This is a genomic window from Leisingera sp. SA215, assembly GCF_055902035.1.
In genome coordinates, this window is the sequence record NZ_JBVVXU010000007.1 from 118,259 (window position 1) to 133,109 (window position 14,851).

Sequence of the window (14,851 nt, forward strand, 5' to 3'; positions counted from 1 at the left end):
TAGGCGCCATAACCGGCCCGTATTTTGCACACAGGGAGTTTTCCGATGGCTTTCAGATCCTACGTTTTCGCCGCCGGTTCGGCGCTTGCACTGGCGGCAGGCAGCGCCTGGGCCAAGGACAGCGTCACCATTGCGCTGCAGCTGGAGCCGCCGCATCTGGACCCGACCAGCGCCGCGGCTCAGGCCATCGACTCGGTGGTTTACAGCAACATTTTCGAAGGGCTGACCCGGTTCATGGGCGATGGATCTGTGGTGCCAGGCCTGGCCGAAAGCTGGGAAATTTCCGAAGACGGCACTGTCTATACCTTTCACTTGCGTGCGGGCGTGACCTTTCATGACGGCAGCGCGATGGATGCGGAGGACGTGAAATTCTCGCTCGACCGCGCCCGCGCCGACGACAGCACCAACGCACAAAAGACACTGTTCGAGGGGATTTCATCGGTGGAGGCGGTGGATCCGCATACCGTCAAAGTCACGCTGGACGCCCCGAACGGCGGTTTCCTGTTCAATCTTGCCTGGGGCGATGCGGTGATTGTCGCGCCCGAAAGCATCGAAGATATCAAGACCGCCCCGGTCGGCACTGGCGCCTATACCTTCCAGGAATGGGTGCAGGGCGACCGGATCAGCCTGGCCCGCAATCCGGAGTACTGGGGCGAACAGCCCGCACTGGCGTCGGCCACCTTCAAGTTCATCTCCGACCCGACCGCTGCGTTTGCCGCGATGATGGCCGAGGATATCGACGCCTTTGACAATTTCCCAGCGCCGGAGAACCTGCCGCAGTTCGAGGCCGATCCACGGTTCCAGGTGCTGGTGGGCTCAACCGAGGGTGAGACGATCCTGTCCATCAACAACAAGCAGCCGCCGTTCGACGATCTGCGCGTGCGCCAGGCGGTGGCCCATGCCATTGACCGGCAGGCGATCATAGACGGCGCGATGTTCGGCTATGGCACCCCCATCGGCAGCCATTTTGCACCGCACAACCCGGCCTACACAGACCTGACCGGCAATTCTGCCTTTGCCCCGGAGACAGCCAAGGCGCTGCTGGCCGAAGCTGGCCTGGCCGAGGGTTTCGAGACCACCCTGCACCTGCCGCCGCCCTCCTATGCCCGCCGCGGCGGTGAGATTGTGGCGGCGCAGCTGGCCGCAGTAGGAATCCGGGCCGAGATCGTCAACGTGGAATGGGCGCAATGGCTGGAGACGGTGTTCCGCGGCAAGAACTTCGGCCTGACCATCGTCAGCCATACCGAGCCGATGGACATCGGCATCTACGCCCGGCCCGATTACTACTTCCAGTATGACAGCAAAGCCTTTCAGGAGCTGATGGCCAAGCTGAACGCCACCACTGATCCCGACGCCCGCACCGCGCTGCTGCAAGAGGCGCAGGAGATGATTTCGGCGGATTATGTCAACGGCTACCTGTTCCAGCTGGCCAAGCTGGGCATCGCCAAGGCCGGGCTGCAGGGGCTGTGGGAGAACGCCCCCACAGCCGCCATCGACCTGACCGCGATCAGCTGGGCGGAGTAGAGCCTGCAATGCAAGAAGACCGCCCGGCCGATAGGCCGGGCTATAATCGCCGCCTTGCCCGCAAGTATTTCACCCGCTCCCGAATCTCCTGCCGCACCGCCCCGCCGCGCGGCTGATCCCTGAGCGTTGTGAACCAATGCTCCGGCGGATTGCGGCCCAGGCGGTTGCCGTTGAACTCCAGTCCGCGCAGCACGTCCTCGCCTGCCTGCGGCAGCCGCTGCGGCACCTCGAAGCCGTTCAGCACGGCCCAGACCCCGGTCCACAGCCGCCCCACCGACCACGGGTTATAGCCGCCGCCGCCCAGCACCAGATACCGCGGCGCCATCCCCATCAGCGCCCGCACCACCGACCAGTGGGCGTTGTTCGAAAGATCCAGATGCGGCAGCGGGTCTTCCGTCACCGCATCCGCTCCGCATTGCAGTACAATGGCATCCGGCGCAAAGGCCGCGACCGCGGGCAGGATCAGCCCGTCGCGGATATGGGCCATTTCGTCATCGTTGAAGCCGCGCGGCACCGGCAGGTTCAGCGCCGACCCGCCTGCATCCTCGGTCAGCCTGCCGGTCTTGGGCCACAGGTTTTCCTCATGCACCGAGATCATCAGCACCTCCGCATCGCCGGCAAAGCCATGCTCCACCCCGTCCGCATGATGGGCGTCAATGTCCACATAGGCGATCCGCTGCGCGCCGTGGTGGCGCAGCGACAGCATCGCCAGCACCGGATCGTTCAGATAACAGAAGCCGTTGGCCCGGTCCGGCATCCCGTGGTGGGTGCCGCCCGCCGGGTTATAGACAATGCCGCCATCCGCCAGCAGCTCCCCGGCCAGGACCGACCCGCCCGCCGCGGTGGCCGGGCGGCGGAAAATCTCCGGAAACACCGGGTTCGAGAGTGTCCCCAGATGATGCCGCGCGCGCACCGCACCGGTTACGGCCTGCGCGGCCTCGGCCGCCTGCAGCGCCGCCACATATTCCGGCGTGTGCCAGGCCGTCAGCACCGCCGGTTTCGCCCGCGGGGAATTCACATAGGCCCCGTCCGGCAGCCAGCCCAGCGCCCGGGACAGGTCCATTACGGTCGACACCCGCGGCACCCGCAGGGGGTGGGTGCCGCCATAAGAGGAGCCACGGTAGATTTCCGATCCGATGAACAAGGGACGCGCCAGCATGAAGCATGTGATAGCCTGCCCGGCCCGCAATGCGGAAGACCCCGTCCGGAAACAAGCCGCAGGCGCGGCCCCCGTGATCTGTGCGATACCCGCGCAAATTTTCAAATGCTGCACATTTAACCCGCTGAGAACGGGAGGTTATTTCCTTTTTTGGCTCTGCTCTCGGCATCTCCTCTGGACCGCGCTGCGCTGCGCTCCTAACGTGGCGGCCATGCTGCGTTATGCCCTGAAACGCCTGTTGTCGCTGATCGTCAGCCTGGCCGTTGCCTCGCTGGTGATCTTTCTTGTGGTGGAGGTGGCGCCGGGCGATCCTGCGGCCTTTATGCTGGGGGTCAATGCGCAGCCCGATACGGTTGCGGCCCTTCGGGCAGAGCTGGGGCTGGATCAGGGCAAGGCGGCCCGTTACCTGACATGGGCCGCGGGTCTGCTGGGCGGCGATTTCGGCACCTCCTATACCTACCGCACGCCGGTTGCGGGGATGATCGCCGACCGGCTGTGGGTGTCGCTGCCGCTGGCGCTATATGCGCTGACCCTGTCCACCCTGATCGCCTTTCCGGCCGGCATCTATGCCGCCGCCCGCCGCGGCAAGCCGGGCGGCATGGCGGTGGTGGGCGCCACCCAGCTGGGTGTTGCGGTGCCGAATTTCTGGTTTGCGATGATGCTGGTGCTGGTCTTTGCCATCAACCTGCGCTGGTTCGGGGCCGGCGGCTTTCCGGGCTGGGAGGCCGGGCTTTGGGCGGGTCTTCATGCGCTCACCCTGCCCGCCATCGCGCTAGCGCTGCCGCAGGCGGCGATCCTGACCCGGGTGATGCGCTCTGCACTCCTGGACATTCTCGGCGAAGACTTCATGCGCACCGCCCGCGCCAAGGGGCTGACCCGGCGCCAGGCCCTGTGGCGGCACGGGGTCCGCAATGCGCTGATCCCGGTGCTGACCATCATCGGCCTGCAATTCTCCTTCCTGCTTGCGGGCGCCATCATCATCGAGCAGGTGTTTTTTCTGCCCGGCCTCGGGCGGCTGGTGTTCCAGGCGATTTCGGCGCGGGATCTGATCGTGGTGGAATCGGTGGTGATGCTGCTGGTCTTTGCGGTGATCACGGTGAATTTCCTGGTCGATCTAGCCTATGCGCTGGTGGACCCGCGGCTGAGGAGCCGGACATGACCCGCGGCCTGATCCTTGGCGGCGCGCTGTCGGCGCTGGTTTTGCTGGCGGCGCTGGTGTCGTTCCTGTGGACCCCCTTTGACCACGCAGCCATGAACATCCCCGCCAAGCTGCAGCCGCCCAATGCGCAGCACTGGCTGGGCACCGATCATTTCGGCCGCGACCTGATGTCGATGATCATGGTCGGCGCCCGCACCTCCATCGCGGTGGCGCTGGTGGCTGTCGGCATCGGCATGGGCGCCGGTGTGCCGCTGGGCCTTGCGGCTGCGGCGCGCAAGGGCACCTGGCTGGATGAGGGGATCATGCGCGGCAATGATCTGGTCTTTGCCTTCCCTTCGCTGGTGATTGCCATCCTGATCACCGCGGTCCTTGGCGCCGGTGCCGTCAACGCCATCATCGCCATCGGCATTTTCAACATCCCCGTCTTTGCCCGCATCACCCGCGGCGCAGCGCTGTCGCTGTGGGAGCGCGAGTTCATTCTCGCCGCGCGGGTTGCCGGCAAGGGGGCCGCGCGAATCTCGGCCGAGCACATCCTGCCCAATGTGATGAACCTTTTGATCGTGCAGGGCACCATCCAGTTCTCGCTGGGCATCCTGGCGGAGGCGGGGCTCAGCTATGTCGGCCTCGGCGCCCAGCCGCCCACGCCCAGCTGGGGCCGGATGCTGGCGGACGCGCAGACCATGGTCAGCTTTGCCCCGCATCTGGCGCTGGTGCCAGGCACTGCCATCATCCTCACCGTGCTGGGGCTTAACCTGCTGGGTGACGGGTTGCGCGACTGGCTGGACCCGAAGCTGCGGGTGGCGCGCGCATGACCTTGCTTGATATCACCAGCCTGTCGGTCAGGATCGGCGCTTTTCAGGTGCTGAAGGACGTCTGCTTCCACGTCGATCCGGGCGAAACCGTCGCCGTCACCGGCGAGAGCGGATCCGGCAAGTCGATGACCGCGCTGGCCATCATGCAGCTGCTGCCGGAAACAGTCCACGCCAAGGGCTACATCACCCTGAACGGAACCCAGCTGCTGGAGCAGTCCGAGACGCAGATGTGCGCCATCCGCGGCCAGTCCATCGGCATGGTGTTCCAAGAGCCGATGACCGCGCTGAACCCGGTCAAAACCATCGGCGATCAGGTGATGGAGACGATTCTGATCCACCAGGCGATGCCCCGCGCGCAGGCCGAAGCCCGCGCCCGCGAGGTGCTGCAGCGGGTGGGCCTGCCGGCGGACCGGTTCCCCCTCACGCGCTATCCGCATGAACTGTCGGGCGGCCAGCGGCAGCGGGTGGTGATCGCCATGGCCATCGCCCTGCGCCCCAAGCTGCTGATTGCGGATGAGCCGACCACCGCGCTGGATGTCACCACCCAGGCGCAGATCCTCGACCTGCTGAAGGATCTTGTGCAGGACTATGGCATGGGGCTGCTGATCATCACCCATGATCTGGCCGTCGTTGCGGATCTGGCCGACCGGATCGTCGTCATGCGCCACGGCGAGGTGGTGGAGACCGGCCGCACCAGCTGGCTTTTGCGCAACATGCGCCATCCCTACACGCGGATGCTGTTTGCCGCTTCAAACCATCAGGTGGCGCTGCCGGACCCGCCTGCCCCGGCGCCGCTGCTGGAGGTCAGGAATGCAGTCCGCGACTACAAAACCCCGCGCGAATCGCTGTTTGCCAGGCCCGGCACATTCCGGGCGGTGAACGATGTCTCCTTCACCCTGAACCGGGGGGAGCGGCTGGGGCTGGTGGGTGAGTCGGGCTGCGGTAAATCGACCCTGACACGGGCGATTCTGGGGCTGGAACCATTGCAGGACGGGGAGATTCGCCTTGATGGAGAACTCGTCGCGACTCACCCCGGTCCAACGGTCCGGCGCAAGATGCAGGTGGTGTTCCAGGACCCCTATGGCAGCTTCAACCCGCGCCATAAGGTGGAGCGGCTGATCACCGAACCTTTTTACGCGCTGTCCGATCCGCCGACCGGGGCGGCGCGCGCCGGGCTTATTTCCGAAACCCTCTCCGCCGTCGGGCTAAAGCCTGAAGATGGCGGCAAATACATCCACCAGTTCTCCGGCGGCCAGCGCCAGCGCATCGCCATTGCCCGCGCGCTGATCACACGGCCGGAGCTGATCATCTTTGACGAAGCTGTCTCGGCGCTGGATGTTTCAGTCCGCGCCCGCATCCTCGACCTGCTGGCGGAGCTTTGCGAGGCCTACAGCCTCACCTATCTGTTCATCAGCCACGACCTGAGCGTGGTGCGGACGATCACCGACCGCTGCCTGGTGATGCAGCAGGGAGAGATCGTCGAACAAGGCAGGACCGAGGATGTGTTCTCCAATCCGCAGCATCCCTATACCCGGCAGCTGATTGCCGCAGCCCCGGTGCTGCCGGAGCTGACCGATACCGAAAGGAGCCCGCAGCATGTCTGACCCTCTCTGGTTTGATCCCGCACACTGCCTCATCGGTGGGAAGTGGCGGCCTGCCGCCAGCGGCGGGACCCTGCCGCTGGCAAACCCGTCGGATGGCAGCGAAATCTGCCGGATTGCCCGGGGCGGAGAGGCCGACATAAACGCCGCCGTACAAGCGGCAGAGGCGGCGCTGGACGGTGAATGGGGCCGCATGACCGCTTTGGAGCGGGGCCGCATCCTGACCCGGATCGGCCGGTTTGTGCTGGAGCGGGTGGAACTGCTGGCCGCGCTGGAGGCGATGGATGTGGGCAAGCCGCTGGCCCAGGCCCGTGCCGATGCGGTGGCATTGGCGCGCTACTGCGAGTTCTACGGCGGCGCGGCGGACAAGGTGACGGGGGAGACCATTCCCTATCTCGACGGCTACACCGTTTATACCCTGCGCGAGCCGCATGGGGTGACCGGCCATATCGTGCCCTGGAATTACCCGATGCAGATCATCGGACGTTCGGTCGGGGCGGCGCTGGCGATGGGCAATGCCTGCGTGCTGAAACCCGCCGAAGAGGCCTGCCTCACGGCGCTGGCTTTTGCTCATATCGCGATGGAGGCCGGGCTGCCCGCCGGGGCGCTGAATGTGGTGCCGGGTCTGGGACGGGACGCCGGCGCAGCGCTGGCGGGGCATCCCGCTGTGCAGCACATCTCCTTTACCGGCTCGGTCAGGACCGGGGCGCTGGTGCAGCAGGCGGCGGGCGCCAATGTGGTTCCGGTGACGCTGGAACTGGGCGGGAAATCCCCGCAGCTGGTGTTTGACGATGCCGATCTGGATGCGGCGCTGCCATTTCTGGTGAACGCGGGCATTCAGAATGCGGGCCAGACCTGTTCGGCCTCCTCCCGCATTCTGGTGCAGCGCGGGGTCTATGACGAGGTGAAGGCGCGGATGGCAGCGGCCTATGGCGCGCTGACCGTGGGGCCGGCAGTCGCGGACTTGCGGCTAGGACCGCTGATCTCTGCCCGGCAAAAGCAGATTGTCGAGGGTTATCTGGAGCAGGGCGCAGACCTGCTGGTGGCGGCGCAAGGCAGCATCGTTCCGCAGGCGCCAAAGACCGGCGCCTATGTGCGCCCCACCCTGTTTGCCGACGTGCCGGAAGACCATGTGCTGGCACGGGAGGAGATCTTTGGCCCGGTTCAGGTGCTGATCCCCTTTGACACGGAGGAAGACGCGCTGCGGATCGCCAACGCGACCGATTACGGGCTGGTCGCCAGCGTCTGGACCCGTGACGGTGCGCGGCAGATGCGGCTGGCGAAACGCCTGCGCGCGGGGCAGGTATTCCTCAACAATTACGGCGCCGGCGGCGGCGTGGAACTGCCTTTCGGCGGGGTCGGAAAATCCGGCCACGGGCGGGAAAAGGGGTTTGAGGCGCTGTACGGATTTTCGCAGCTTAAAACCGTTGCGGCGCATCACGGCTAGGGCCGGCATTCAGGTCAGCAACTATTACCCAATGTTTCGCGCGCGAAACATTGGGGCAGAGGTTCTGCCACTAATTGTACCGCCTTGCCTGAAACCCGCCGCAAGACTGGCGAAGTCTTATCAAACGATTACCGCCTGCCGCTCTTGATCGCCAACGCCGAACACCCGCTTGTAGCGCGCGATTTCTGCCGCCGGTCCCATCGCTTTTTCCGGGTTGTCGGAGAGTTTCACCGTGGGGCGGCCATTGGCGGCAACCGCCTTGCAGACCAGCGAGAACGGCGCCAGCGCGTCGCCGGGGACAAGGCCGCGGAAATCATTGGTCAGCAGCGTCCCCCAGCCGAAGGAGACCTTGGTGCGGGAGCAAAACCGGGCGTGCAGGTCGGCGATCTGCTGCACATCGAGGCCATCCGAGAAAATCACCCGTTTGTCCGCCGGATCCTCGCCCCGCTGCTGCCACCAGTTGATCGCCACCTCCGCGCCTTTGGCCGGGTCGCCGCTGTCGATGCGGATGCCGGTCCAGCCGGCCAGCCAGTCCGGGGCGCGGTCCAGGAAACCTTGGGTGCCATAGGTATCCGGCAGGATGATGCGCAGGTTGCCCTCGTGCTCGTCATGCCAGTCGGACAGCACGTCATAGGGCGCCCGGGCCAGCGCCGCGTCGCTGTCTGCCAGTGCCGAATAGACCATCGGCAGCTCATGCGCGTTGGTGCCGATCGCCTCCACCTCGCGGTGCATGGCGATCAGGCAGTTGGAGGTGCCGGTGAACTTGCCCCCCAGCCCCTCGTGCATCGCCTGCACGCACCAGTCCTGCCACAGGAAGGAATGGCGGCGGCGGGTGCCGAAATCGGCAATCGTCAGCCCGCCGATGCCGCGCAGGCGTTCGATTTTTTCCCAGACCTTGGTCATGGCGCGGGCATAGAGCACCTGAAGTTCAAACCGGCCCATGCTGTTGATCACCGCACGGCTGCGCAGTTCCATCAGCACTGCCAGCGCCGGGATTTCCCACAGCATCACCTCGTGCCATTTGCCCTCGAAGGTCAGCTCATACTGGTCGCCCTTCCGTTCCAGATGGTAGGGCGGCAGGCGCAGCCCCTCGAACCATTCCATGAAATCGGGGCGGAACATCTGCCGCTTGCCATAAAACGTATTGCCGCGCAGCCAGGTGCTTTCGCCGCGGCTGAGCGACAGCGAGCGGATGTGATCCAGCTGCTCGCGCAGCTCGCCCTCGTCGATCAGCCGGGCCAGCGGCACATGGGCGGAGCGATTGATCAGCGAGAATGTCACCGTGGTGTCCGGCTTGTTGCGGAACACTGACTGGCACATCAGAAGCTTGTAGAAGTCGGTATCAATCAGAGACCGGACGATCGGATCGATCTTCCATTTGTGATTGTAAACGCGGGTTGCAATATCCACCGGCAGCCTCGATCATAAGGGTCACTGATTGATAGATTAGCCCGACTGCAGGGGCAAGGAAATCAACCCGCGCGGCGGGCTTGCGCCTGCTGGGCCACCTGGCCCAGCACGTCCAGAAGCGCACTCCGGCTGATCGGCTTGCTCATAAAGTCATCCATGCCGGCATCCAGGCAGGCCTTGCGGTCGGACTCGAATGCGTTGGCGGTCAGGGCCACGATGGCCGGCTGCGGCAGGGCCCCGGCACGGATCGCCCGGGTGGCTTCCAGCCCGTCCATCTGCGGCATCGACATATCCATCAGAATGACATCCGGCGCAAAGTCTTCAAAACGCGCCACGGCCTCGCGGCCATCCTTGGCAAAGGCCAGCGCCACCGGGGTGGATTGCAGGAACTTTTCTATCAGCACCCGGTTCACCGCGTTGTCCTCGGCCACCAGAACCCGCAGCCCCTCCAGTGCCGCGGACCCATCCGGACAGGCCGGTGCAGCGGGCGTTTTTACAGGTTCCGCCAGAGGCGTTTGCAACCCCAGCCGCACCGTGAAACAGGATCCCAGGCCCGGTTCCGACGCGGCCGCGATGCTGCCGTCCATTGCTTCCGCCAAGCGGCGGGAAATGGCCAGCCCAAGCCCGGTGCCGCCAAAGCGGCGGCTGATCGCGGCATCCGCCTGGGAAAACCGCTCAAACACCTTGCCAAGCTTTTCTGCGGCGATGCCAATTCCGGTATCTGCCACCGAGAACACCAGATCGTAGCCGGCCCCCGATGCCGCCGGTTCGGCATCCAGCGTCACCACCACACGGCCCTGTTCCGTGAACTTGATCGCATTGCCGGTGAGGTTCATCAGAATCTGCCGGATCCGCCGGTCATCCCCGCATAGCCGGCAGGGCACGCGGCCCGTGATTTTCAGAACCAGCTCCAGCCCCTTGGCGTCTGCCTGGGCCTGCAGCAGGCGGATCGTTTCTTCAAAGCAGGCGTGCGGATCAAAGTTGACCTGGCTGAGGTTCAGCTCCCCGGCATCCATTTGCGAAAAATCGAGGACATCATTGATCAGCGCCAGCAGGGTATCCGCCGAACTGAGGATGGTGTCGGCGTACAGGGCCTGCTCTTCGGTCAGGCTGCTCTCGCGCAACAGCTGCGCCATGCCGATCACCCCGTTCATCGGGGTGCGGATTTCGTGGCTCATCGTGGCCAGGAAGTCGGCCTTGGCGCGGGCGCCTTCCTCGGCAGCGGCACGGGCCTGCTCCAATTGCTGAGCATGCTCCTTGGCCGCGGTGATGTCGCGCTCCACCGCGATCTGGGTTTCCAGATCGCCGGCCGCATTCAGCATCGGCACCTGGTTGGTCTCGATCCAGACCCGCCGCCCGTCCTTGCAGCGGTTGCGGACCTCCACCCGCACAGGCCGCGCATGACGCAGGCTGTCTTGCAGCAGCTGGACCGTCGCAGGATCGGTCTCATCGCATTTCAGCAGATCGCCGGGAAACTGGCCCCGCGCCTCGTCAAAGCTGTAACCGGAGATGCGGGTGAAACTGTCGTTCACCCAGGTGATGCGCCCGTCGCGGTCCATCAGCATCACGCTGTCATTGGCATTTTTGGCGACCAGCGCCAGGCGCTTGGCCTCCATTTTCTGATCGGAAAGCCGGACATAGGCGGCTTCCAGTTCCTCCTGCTGGAGGGCCTGGGCCAGCAGGACGCTGCGGTTCCGGCTGAAATTGCGCATGACATGGGTCAGAAACCAGATAAACGAGGCAATAAGCGCAAGCAGCCCGGCCAGATGCAGCGAATACACTGGCGCCATGACCGGGGTTTCAACGATCTCCACTGCCAGAAAGACAACCGGCAGCACAGCATAGGTGACAAGTCTGGCAGTGACCGCAAGCGGGTGATACGGCAGCACCAGCCCGGCATTGATCGCCATCCCGGTCAGCAGGCAGATAGTATACAGCGGTTCATAGTGCGCGTGCGACAGCGGTGCCTGCGTTTCGCCCCAGAACGGAACCGACGCCGCCGCGCCAAGCGCCAAGGCGTGCAAAAAGGCGGTCAGCGCTGTCAGCCGCCGCAGCCCCCCCTCGCCCATCCCGCGGCGGACCAGATGATCCGCCCGGCGCAGCAGGAGGCAGTCGGCAACATCCCCGGCAACGGCAAGCGCAAAAGCCAGCAATGCGTAAACCGGCGGCACGGCCAGGCCAAGAACGGCGAAGGCAAAGGTCATGAACAGCAGACGGGCCCGGAACGCCCGGACATGGCCGCGGCAATAGCGCAGCAGCAGCTCAAGCGAACCGTATCGCCTGTTGAAGTTGGCCAGCGGTCCATTGCCGGCCCAGTCCGAAGTGTCCATCAATCAGCCTTGGCGTCTGTCCGGGTGCCCGGGCAGCATAGCAACACGTTTGTTAATATTTTTCCACTCCCCTCAAGGCTGCAGGTTCACACCTTCACTCGCCATTCCCTCCAGTGCTGTCTGCAGCGATCCATCCAGATCGATGGCGCGGCAGGCCGCCAGTTCAACCGTGACGGAAAAGCCAAGCCGCGCCGCATCCAGGGCAGTGAAGGCAACGCAAAAATCTGTGGCCAGCCCGGCCAGGGTCAGCGCCGTGATGCCACGGCTGCGCAAGTACCCCTCCAGCCCGGTCGGGGTGGTCTGGTCGTTCTCGAAGAACCCCGAGTAGCTGTCGATTCCCGGCCGGAAGCCCTTGCGGATGATCAGGTCGCCGCCGGTGCGCAAATCCTGGTGAAATTCCGACCCCTTGCTGCCCTGCACGCAGTGATCCGGCCACAGAACCTGTGGGCCATAGGGCATCTCCACCGTGTCGAACGGGGCCCTTCCCGGATGCGACGAGGCAAAGGAGGAATGCCCCGCCGGGTGCCAGTCCTGGGTCAGGATCACCGCGTCAAACCGGTCCATCATCGCATTGATGGGGGCCGTTACCTCATCCCCGCCGGGTACCGCCAGTGCGCCTCCGGGGCAGAAATCATTCTGCACATCGACAACGATCAGGGCCTCGGTCATCGGCAACTCCTTTGCTGGCTTGCACAATTTGTAGCGATACAGCTGCGTCTTGGGAACTCCTGCTGGCCGACGGCCGCCCGGTGCCGCGGAAAACATATATCCAAAGCCCTTATTTTATTGGCGCCGCGGAGGGGGTTCTTTCTCTTGAAAACCGCGCGCCATGGTTCTAAGGCCGGGGTATGTACACGATTGCCGCCCTCTATCACTTCACCCGTTTCCCCGATCCCGCCGCGATCCGCCCGGCGCTTTTGGAACTGTGCCAGGCTCAGGACGTCAAAGGCTCGCTGCTGCTGGCGCAGGAAGGGATCAATGGCACCATTGCCGGCCCGCGGGCCGGAATCGATGCGGCGCTGGCGCATATCAGGTCGCTGCCCGGCTGTGCGGATCTGGAGTGGAAAGAAGCCACCGCCGCCGAGCCGCCGTTCGGCAGGATGAAGGTGCGGCTGAAGAAAGAGATCGTGACCATGGGTCAGCCCGACGTGAACCCGCGGGCCAGCGTCGGCAACTACGTCGAGCCGGAAGACTGGAACGCGCTGATCCAGCAGGACGACGTTGTGGTGATCGATACCCGTAACGATTACGAAGTGTCGATCGGCACCTTTCAGGGCGCGATCGACCCCAAGACCGAAAGCTTCCGCGAATTCCCGGCCTGGTGGGAAGAAAACAAGGCGCGTTTTCATAACAAACGCGTGGCCATGTTCTGCACCGGCGGCATCCGCTGCGAGAAATCGACCAATTACCTGCTGGGCCAAGGGGTGGAGGATGTCTACCACCTGAAGGGCGGCATCCTGCGCTATCTGGAGGAAGTGCCGGCGGAGAACAGCACCTGGGACGGCGAATGCTTTGTCTTCGACAACCGGGTGTCGGTCGGCCACGGGCTGGTGCAAGGCCCGCATGAGCTGTGCCACGGCTGCCGCCGCCCGATCCTGCCGGAAGACAAGACCCGCCCCGGGTTTGAACAGGGCGTGTCCTGCCACCTGTGCATCGATCGGACCTCGGACGAGGACAAGGCACGGTTCCGCGAGCGGCAGAAGCAGATGAAGCTGGCCCGCGCGCGCGGTGCGGATCATCTGGGCAGCATCCCGCTGTAAGCCTGCGGCGCGAAATCAGCCCTTCGAAACGGCCGCGCCGGCGCGGCCGTGCGGTGTGCGGCTGCCCGCCCCGCCAGCGGCGGCCACGCGCCTGCGTGGTCTTTGCCTTCGGCTGCGGCCATGCCAGGCAGCTGGTGGGCGATGCCCTTGTGGCAGTTGATGCAGGTCTTTTCACCGGTGAACAGGAACCGCTCATGGGCATCTGCCGCGCTTGGACTGGCGGGTGATGATCCACCAGGCGCGTTTGATGAAACTCTACATCAGTCAGCCCCGTCCTGTTTCGAATGCACGTAGTCCAGCAGCTTGTCGACATCGACAAACTCATTTTCGACCAGCGGCCGCGCATTGGTCTGCACCACATGGCACTGGGTGCAGAAATAGCGCCGCGGGCTGACCGCGCCGAGTGTCCGGCCCTTGCGGTTCATGAAATGGGTGACCGGGATCATCGGCGTATGGCTGTCCTCCCCCGTGGTGCGGCTGTGGCAGGTCAGGCATTTGTTGGAGTTGCGATCGACCTTGTAGTTGTCGGTCTTGTGCGGGATCAGCGGCGGCTAAGCATTCGGCACCACGATGAAGTTGTCGGGATTGCGGGAACCCGGCGGCCCTTCCTGTATCATGTTGGGGGCGGCCTGCATATTGTTGTTCACCTGCCCCCAGCAGCAGTGGATTTTGCCGTCCTTCGGAGCGCGGCTCTGATTCACCGCATGGGAGCCGGCCCAGCCGGGAACGGTGCCTGCAGGAAGTTTCCAGATCTTTTCGGCGGTTGCGCCGTGTTCGGGCTTGTCCACCACCATGTCTGAGCGCTGCCTTGGCGCGTAGAGTAATCCCGTAATCCACCCAGCCGAACGCCAGGTGTTTTCTTCCGGCAAACGTAGTTACCCACCGACTGCGGCCACCGTGGCAACGAGGCTCAATGTGGCCCTCGGCAGTTAAAAATTACAGCAGCGACAGCGAGAGAAGCCGAGAACGCTGTTCACAGGGAAATACCCGTGCTGATGGTGGTTGGCCCCATAAATGATGGGCATCGGGGCACAACAACTCAAAATTCAGCAGGTAGCAATGCACCGCAGATCTCAAGCGAAGCGTCTGTAGGTGTCCGCTTATTTTTTCGTCTGTGGTGTTACCGGGCAATGACTTGCGCTTACTTTGCGCGCAATTTTTTTTCACCACTCCGCGCCATTGCCCTGGAGCCTCCAGAAGTCACCGCCAATGGTGCTGTTCGACCGCAGCACTGCATACTCGCGGTCGAAGCGGTAACATACAAGCCTACAAGCCACGGCTCAATACGCTGAAAGAATGTCAACACCTGAGCCCGCGGTTGAACGCAGTGTCTCCGTCCTCCGTGACACCGTGCACATGAAAGATGGACTTGGCCAAATCCAAACCGCGGTGGAAACTTTCATGGGCTGACTCCTCTCTATCGCAGATTCTGACACCTGCTTTATGGCGCATTGCTACGCCGGGAGCGGGAGTCGTCCACCCCATCTGCTCTCCGCCGTTTTCGTTGTCCTCTCTCTCCCCCCGCATCGAGCGTTGGAGTTTTGCTGGAACCGTCTTCCGTTGCCCTTCATGGGCAATGGCAAAATTGAGAATAATCAGGGCGCAAGCACGAAGTTCCAAGACCTAACTAAAACACTGACGCGGGGTAA

Annotated in this window: 13 protein-coding genes; 6 read left to right on the forward strand and 7 right to left on the reverse strand. The window is 64.1% G+C overall.

The features are described from left to right. Positions 1-45: 45 nt before the first annotated feature. Positions 46-1,524, forward strand: coding sequence for an ABC transporter substrate-binding protein (locus tag AC0KW6_RS09765; protein WP_474034805.1), 1,479 nt, complete (start codon positions 46-48; stop codon positions 1,522-1,524). A 40-nt stretch (positions 1,525-1,564) separates the two neighbouring features. Here AC0KW6_RS09765 and AC0KW6_RS09770 read toward each other — a convergent pair whose 3' ends face one another. After that, positions 1,565-2,683: an acetoin utilization protein AcuC gene (locus AC0KW6_RS09770; RefSeq protein ID WP_474034806.1), complete on the reverse strand. Its 1,119-nt coding sequence runs from the start codon at positions 2,681-2,683 to the stop codon at positions 1,565-1,567. Positions 2,684-2,894: 211 nt separating this feature from the next. On the opposite strand from AC0KW6_RS09770, the gene AC0KW6_RS09775 reads away from it, so the two are divergent. From AC0KW6_RS09775 to AC0KW6_RS09790, 4 genes are read left to right on the forward strand one after another with little or no spacing between them, the layout of a single operon-like run. Then, positions 2,895-3,842 carry an ABC transporter permease gene (locus tag AC0KW6_RS09775; RefSeq protein ID WP_474034807.1) on the forward strand — a complete coding sequence of 316 codons (948 nt, stop codon included), beginning with the start codon at positions 2,895-2,897 and terminating at the stop codon, positions 3,840-3,842. After that, positions 3,839-4,654, forward strand: coding sequence for an ABC transporter permease (locus AC0KW6_RS09780; RefSeq protein ID WP_323780315.1), 816 nt, complete (start codon positions 3,839-3,841; stop codon positions 4,652-4,654). The genes AC0KW6_RS09775 and AC0KW6_RS09780 overlap by 4 nt, the downstream gene beginning before the upstream one ends. Next, positions 4,651-6,258 carry an ABC transporter ATP-binding protein gene (locus AC0KW6_RS09785; protein WP_474034808.1) on the forward strand — a complete coding sequence of 536 codons (1,608 nt, stop codon included), beginning with the start codon at positions 4,651-4,653 and terminating at the stop codon, positions 6,256-6,258. The genes AC0KW6_RS09780 and AC0KW6_RS09785 overlap by 4 nt, the downstream gene beginning before the upstream one ends. Next, positions 6,251-7,702 carry an aldehyde dehydrogenase family protein gene (locus AC0KW6_RS09790; RefSeq protein WP_474034809.1) on the forward strand — a complete coding sequence of 484 codons (1,452 nt, stop codon included), beginning with the start codon at positions 6,251-6,253 and terminating at the stop codon, positions 7,700-7,702. The genes AC0KW6_RS09785 and AC0KW6_RS09790 overlap by 8 nt, the downstream gene beginning before the upstream one ends. Before the next feature lie 120 nt (positions 7,703-7,822). Here the strand turns inward: AC0KW6_RS09790 and pncB are convergent, their stop codons facing one another. The 3 genes from pncB to pncA form a co-directional block, all read right to left on the reverse strand. Beyond that, positions 7,823-9,112, reverse strand: coding sequence for a nicotinate phosphoribosyltransferase (gene pncB / locus AC0KW6_RS09795; protein ID WP_474034810.1), 1,290 nt, complete (start codon positions 9,110-9,112; stop codon positions 7,823-7,825). Positions 9,113-9,174: 62 nt separating this feature from the next. Continuing rightward, positions 9,175-11,442 (reverse strand): PAS domain-containing hybrid sensor histidine kinase/response regulator, encoded by a 2,268-nt coding sequence (locus AC0KW6_RS09800; protein WP_474034811.1) that lies wholly within the window; start codon positions 11,440-11,442, stop codon positions 9,175-9,177. 72 nt (positions 11,443-11,514) lie between these two features. Further along, a complete protein-coding gene (gene pncA, locus AC0KW6_RS09805; RefSeq protein WP_474034812.1) occupies positions 11,515-12,111 on the reverse strand; it encodes a bifunctional nicotinamidase/pyrazinamidase in 597 nt (198 codons plus the stop codon). A gap of 179 nt (positions 12,112-12,290) precedes the next feature. On the opposite strand from pncA, the gene trhO reads away from it, so the two are divergent. Beyond that, positions 12,291-13,202: an oxygen-dependent tRNA uridine(34) hydroxylase TrhO gene (trhO, locus tag AC0KW6_RS09810; protein WP_474034813.1), complete on the forward strand. Its 912-nt coding sequence runs from the start codon at positions 12,291-12,293 to the stop codon at positions 13,200-13,202. Here trhO and AC0KW6_RS09815 read toward each other — a convergent pair. The 3 genes from AC0KW6_RS09815 to AC0KW6_RS09825 all read right to left on the reverse strand — a co-directional run bounded on the left by AC0KW6_RS09815 (position 13,178) and on the right by AC0KW6_RS09825 (position 14,071). Continuing rightward, positions 13,178-13,387 (reverse strand): NapC/NirT family cytochrome c, encoded by a 210-nt coding sequence (locus AC0KW6_RS09815; RefSeq protein WP_323775507.1) that lies wholly within the window; start codon positions 13,385-13,387, stop codon positions 13,178-13,180. The genes trhO and AC0KW6_RS09815 overlap by 25 nt on opposite strands. 75 nt (positions 13,388-13,462) lie before the next feature. Further along, complete coding sequence (locus AC0KW6_RS09820; protein ID WP_474034854.1) at positions 13,463-13,747, reverse strand: nitrate reductase cytochrome c-type subunit; 285 nt, start codon at positions 13,745-13,747, stop codon at positions 13,463-13,465. 6 nt (positions 13,748-13,753) lie between these two features. After that, positions 13,754-14,071, reverse strand: coding sequence for a hypothetical protein (locus AC0KW6_RS09825; RefSeq protein WP_474034814.1), 318 nt, complete (start codon positions 14,069-14,071; stop codon positions 13,754-13,756). Positions 14,072-14,851 lie beyond the last annotated feature (780 nt).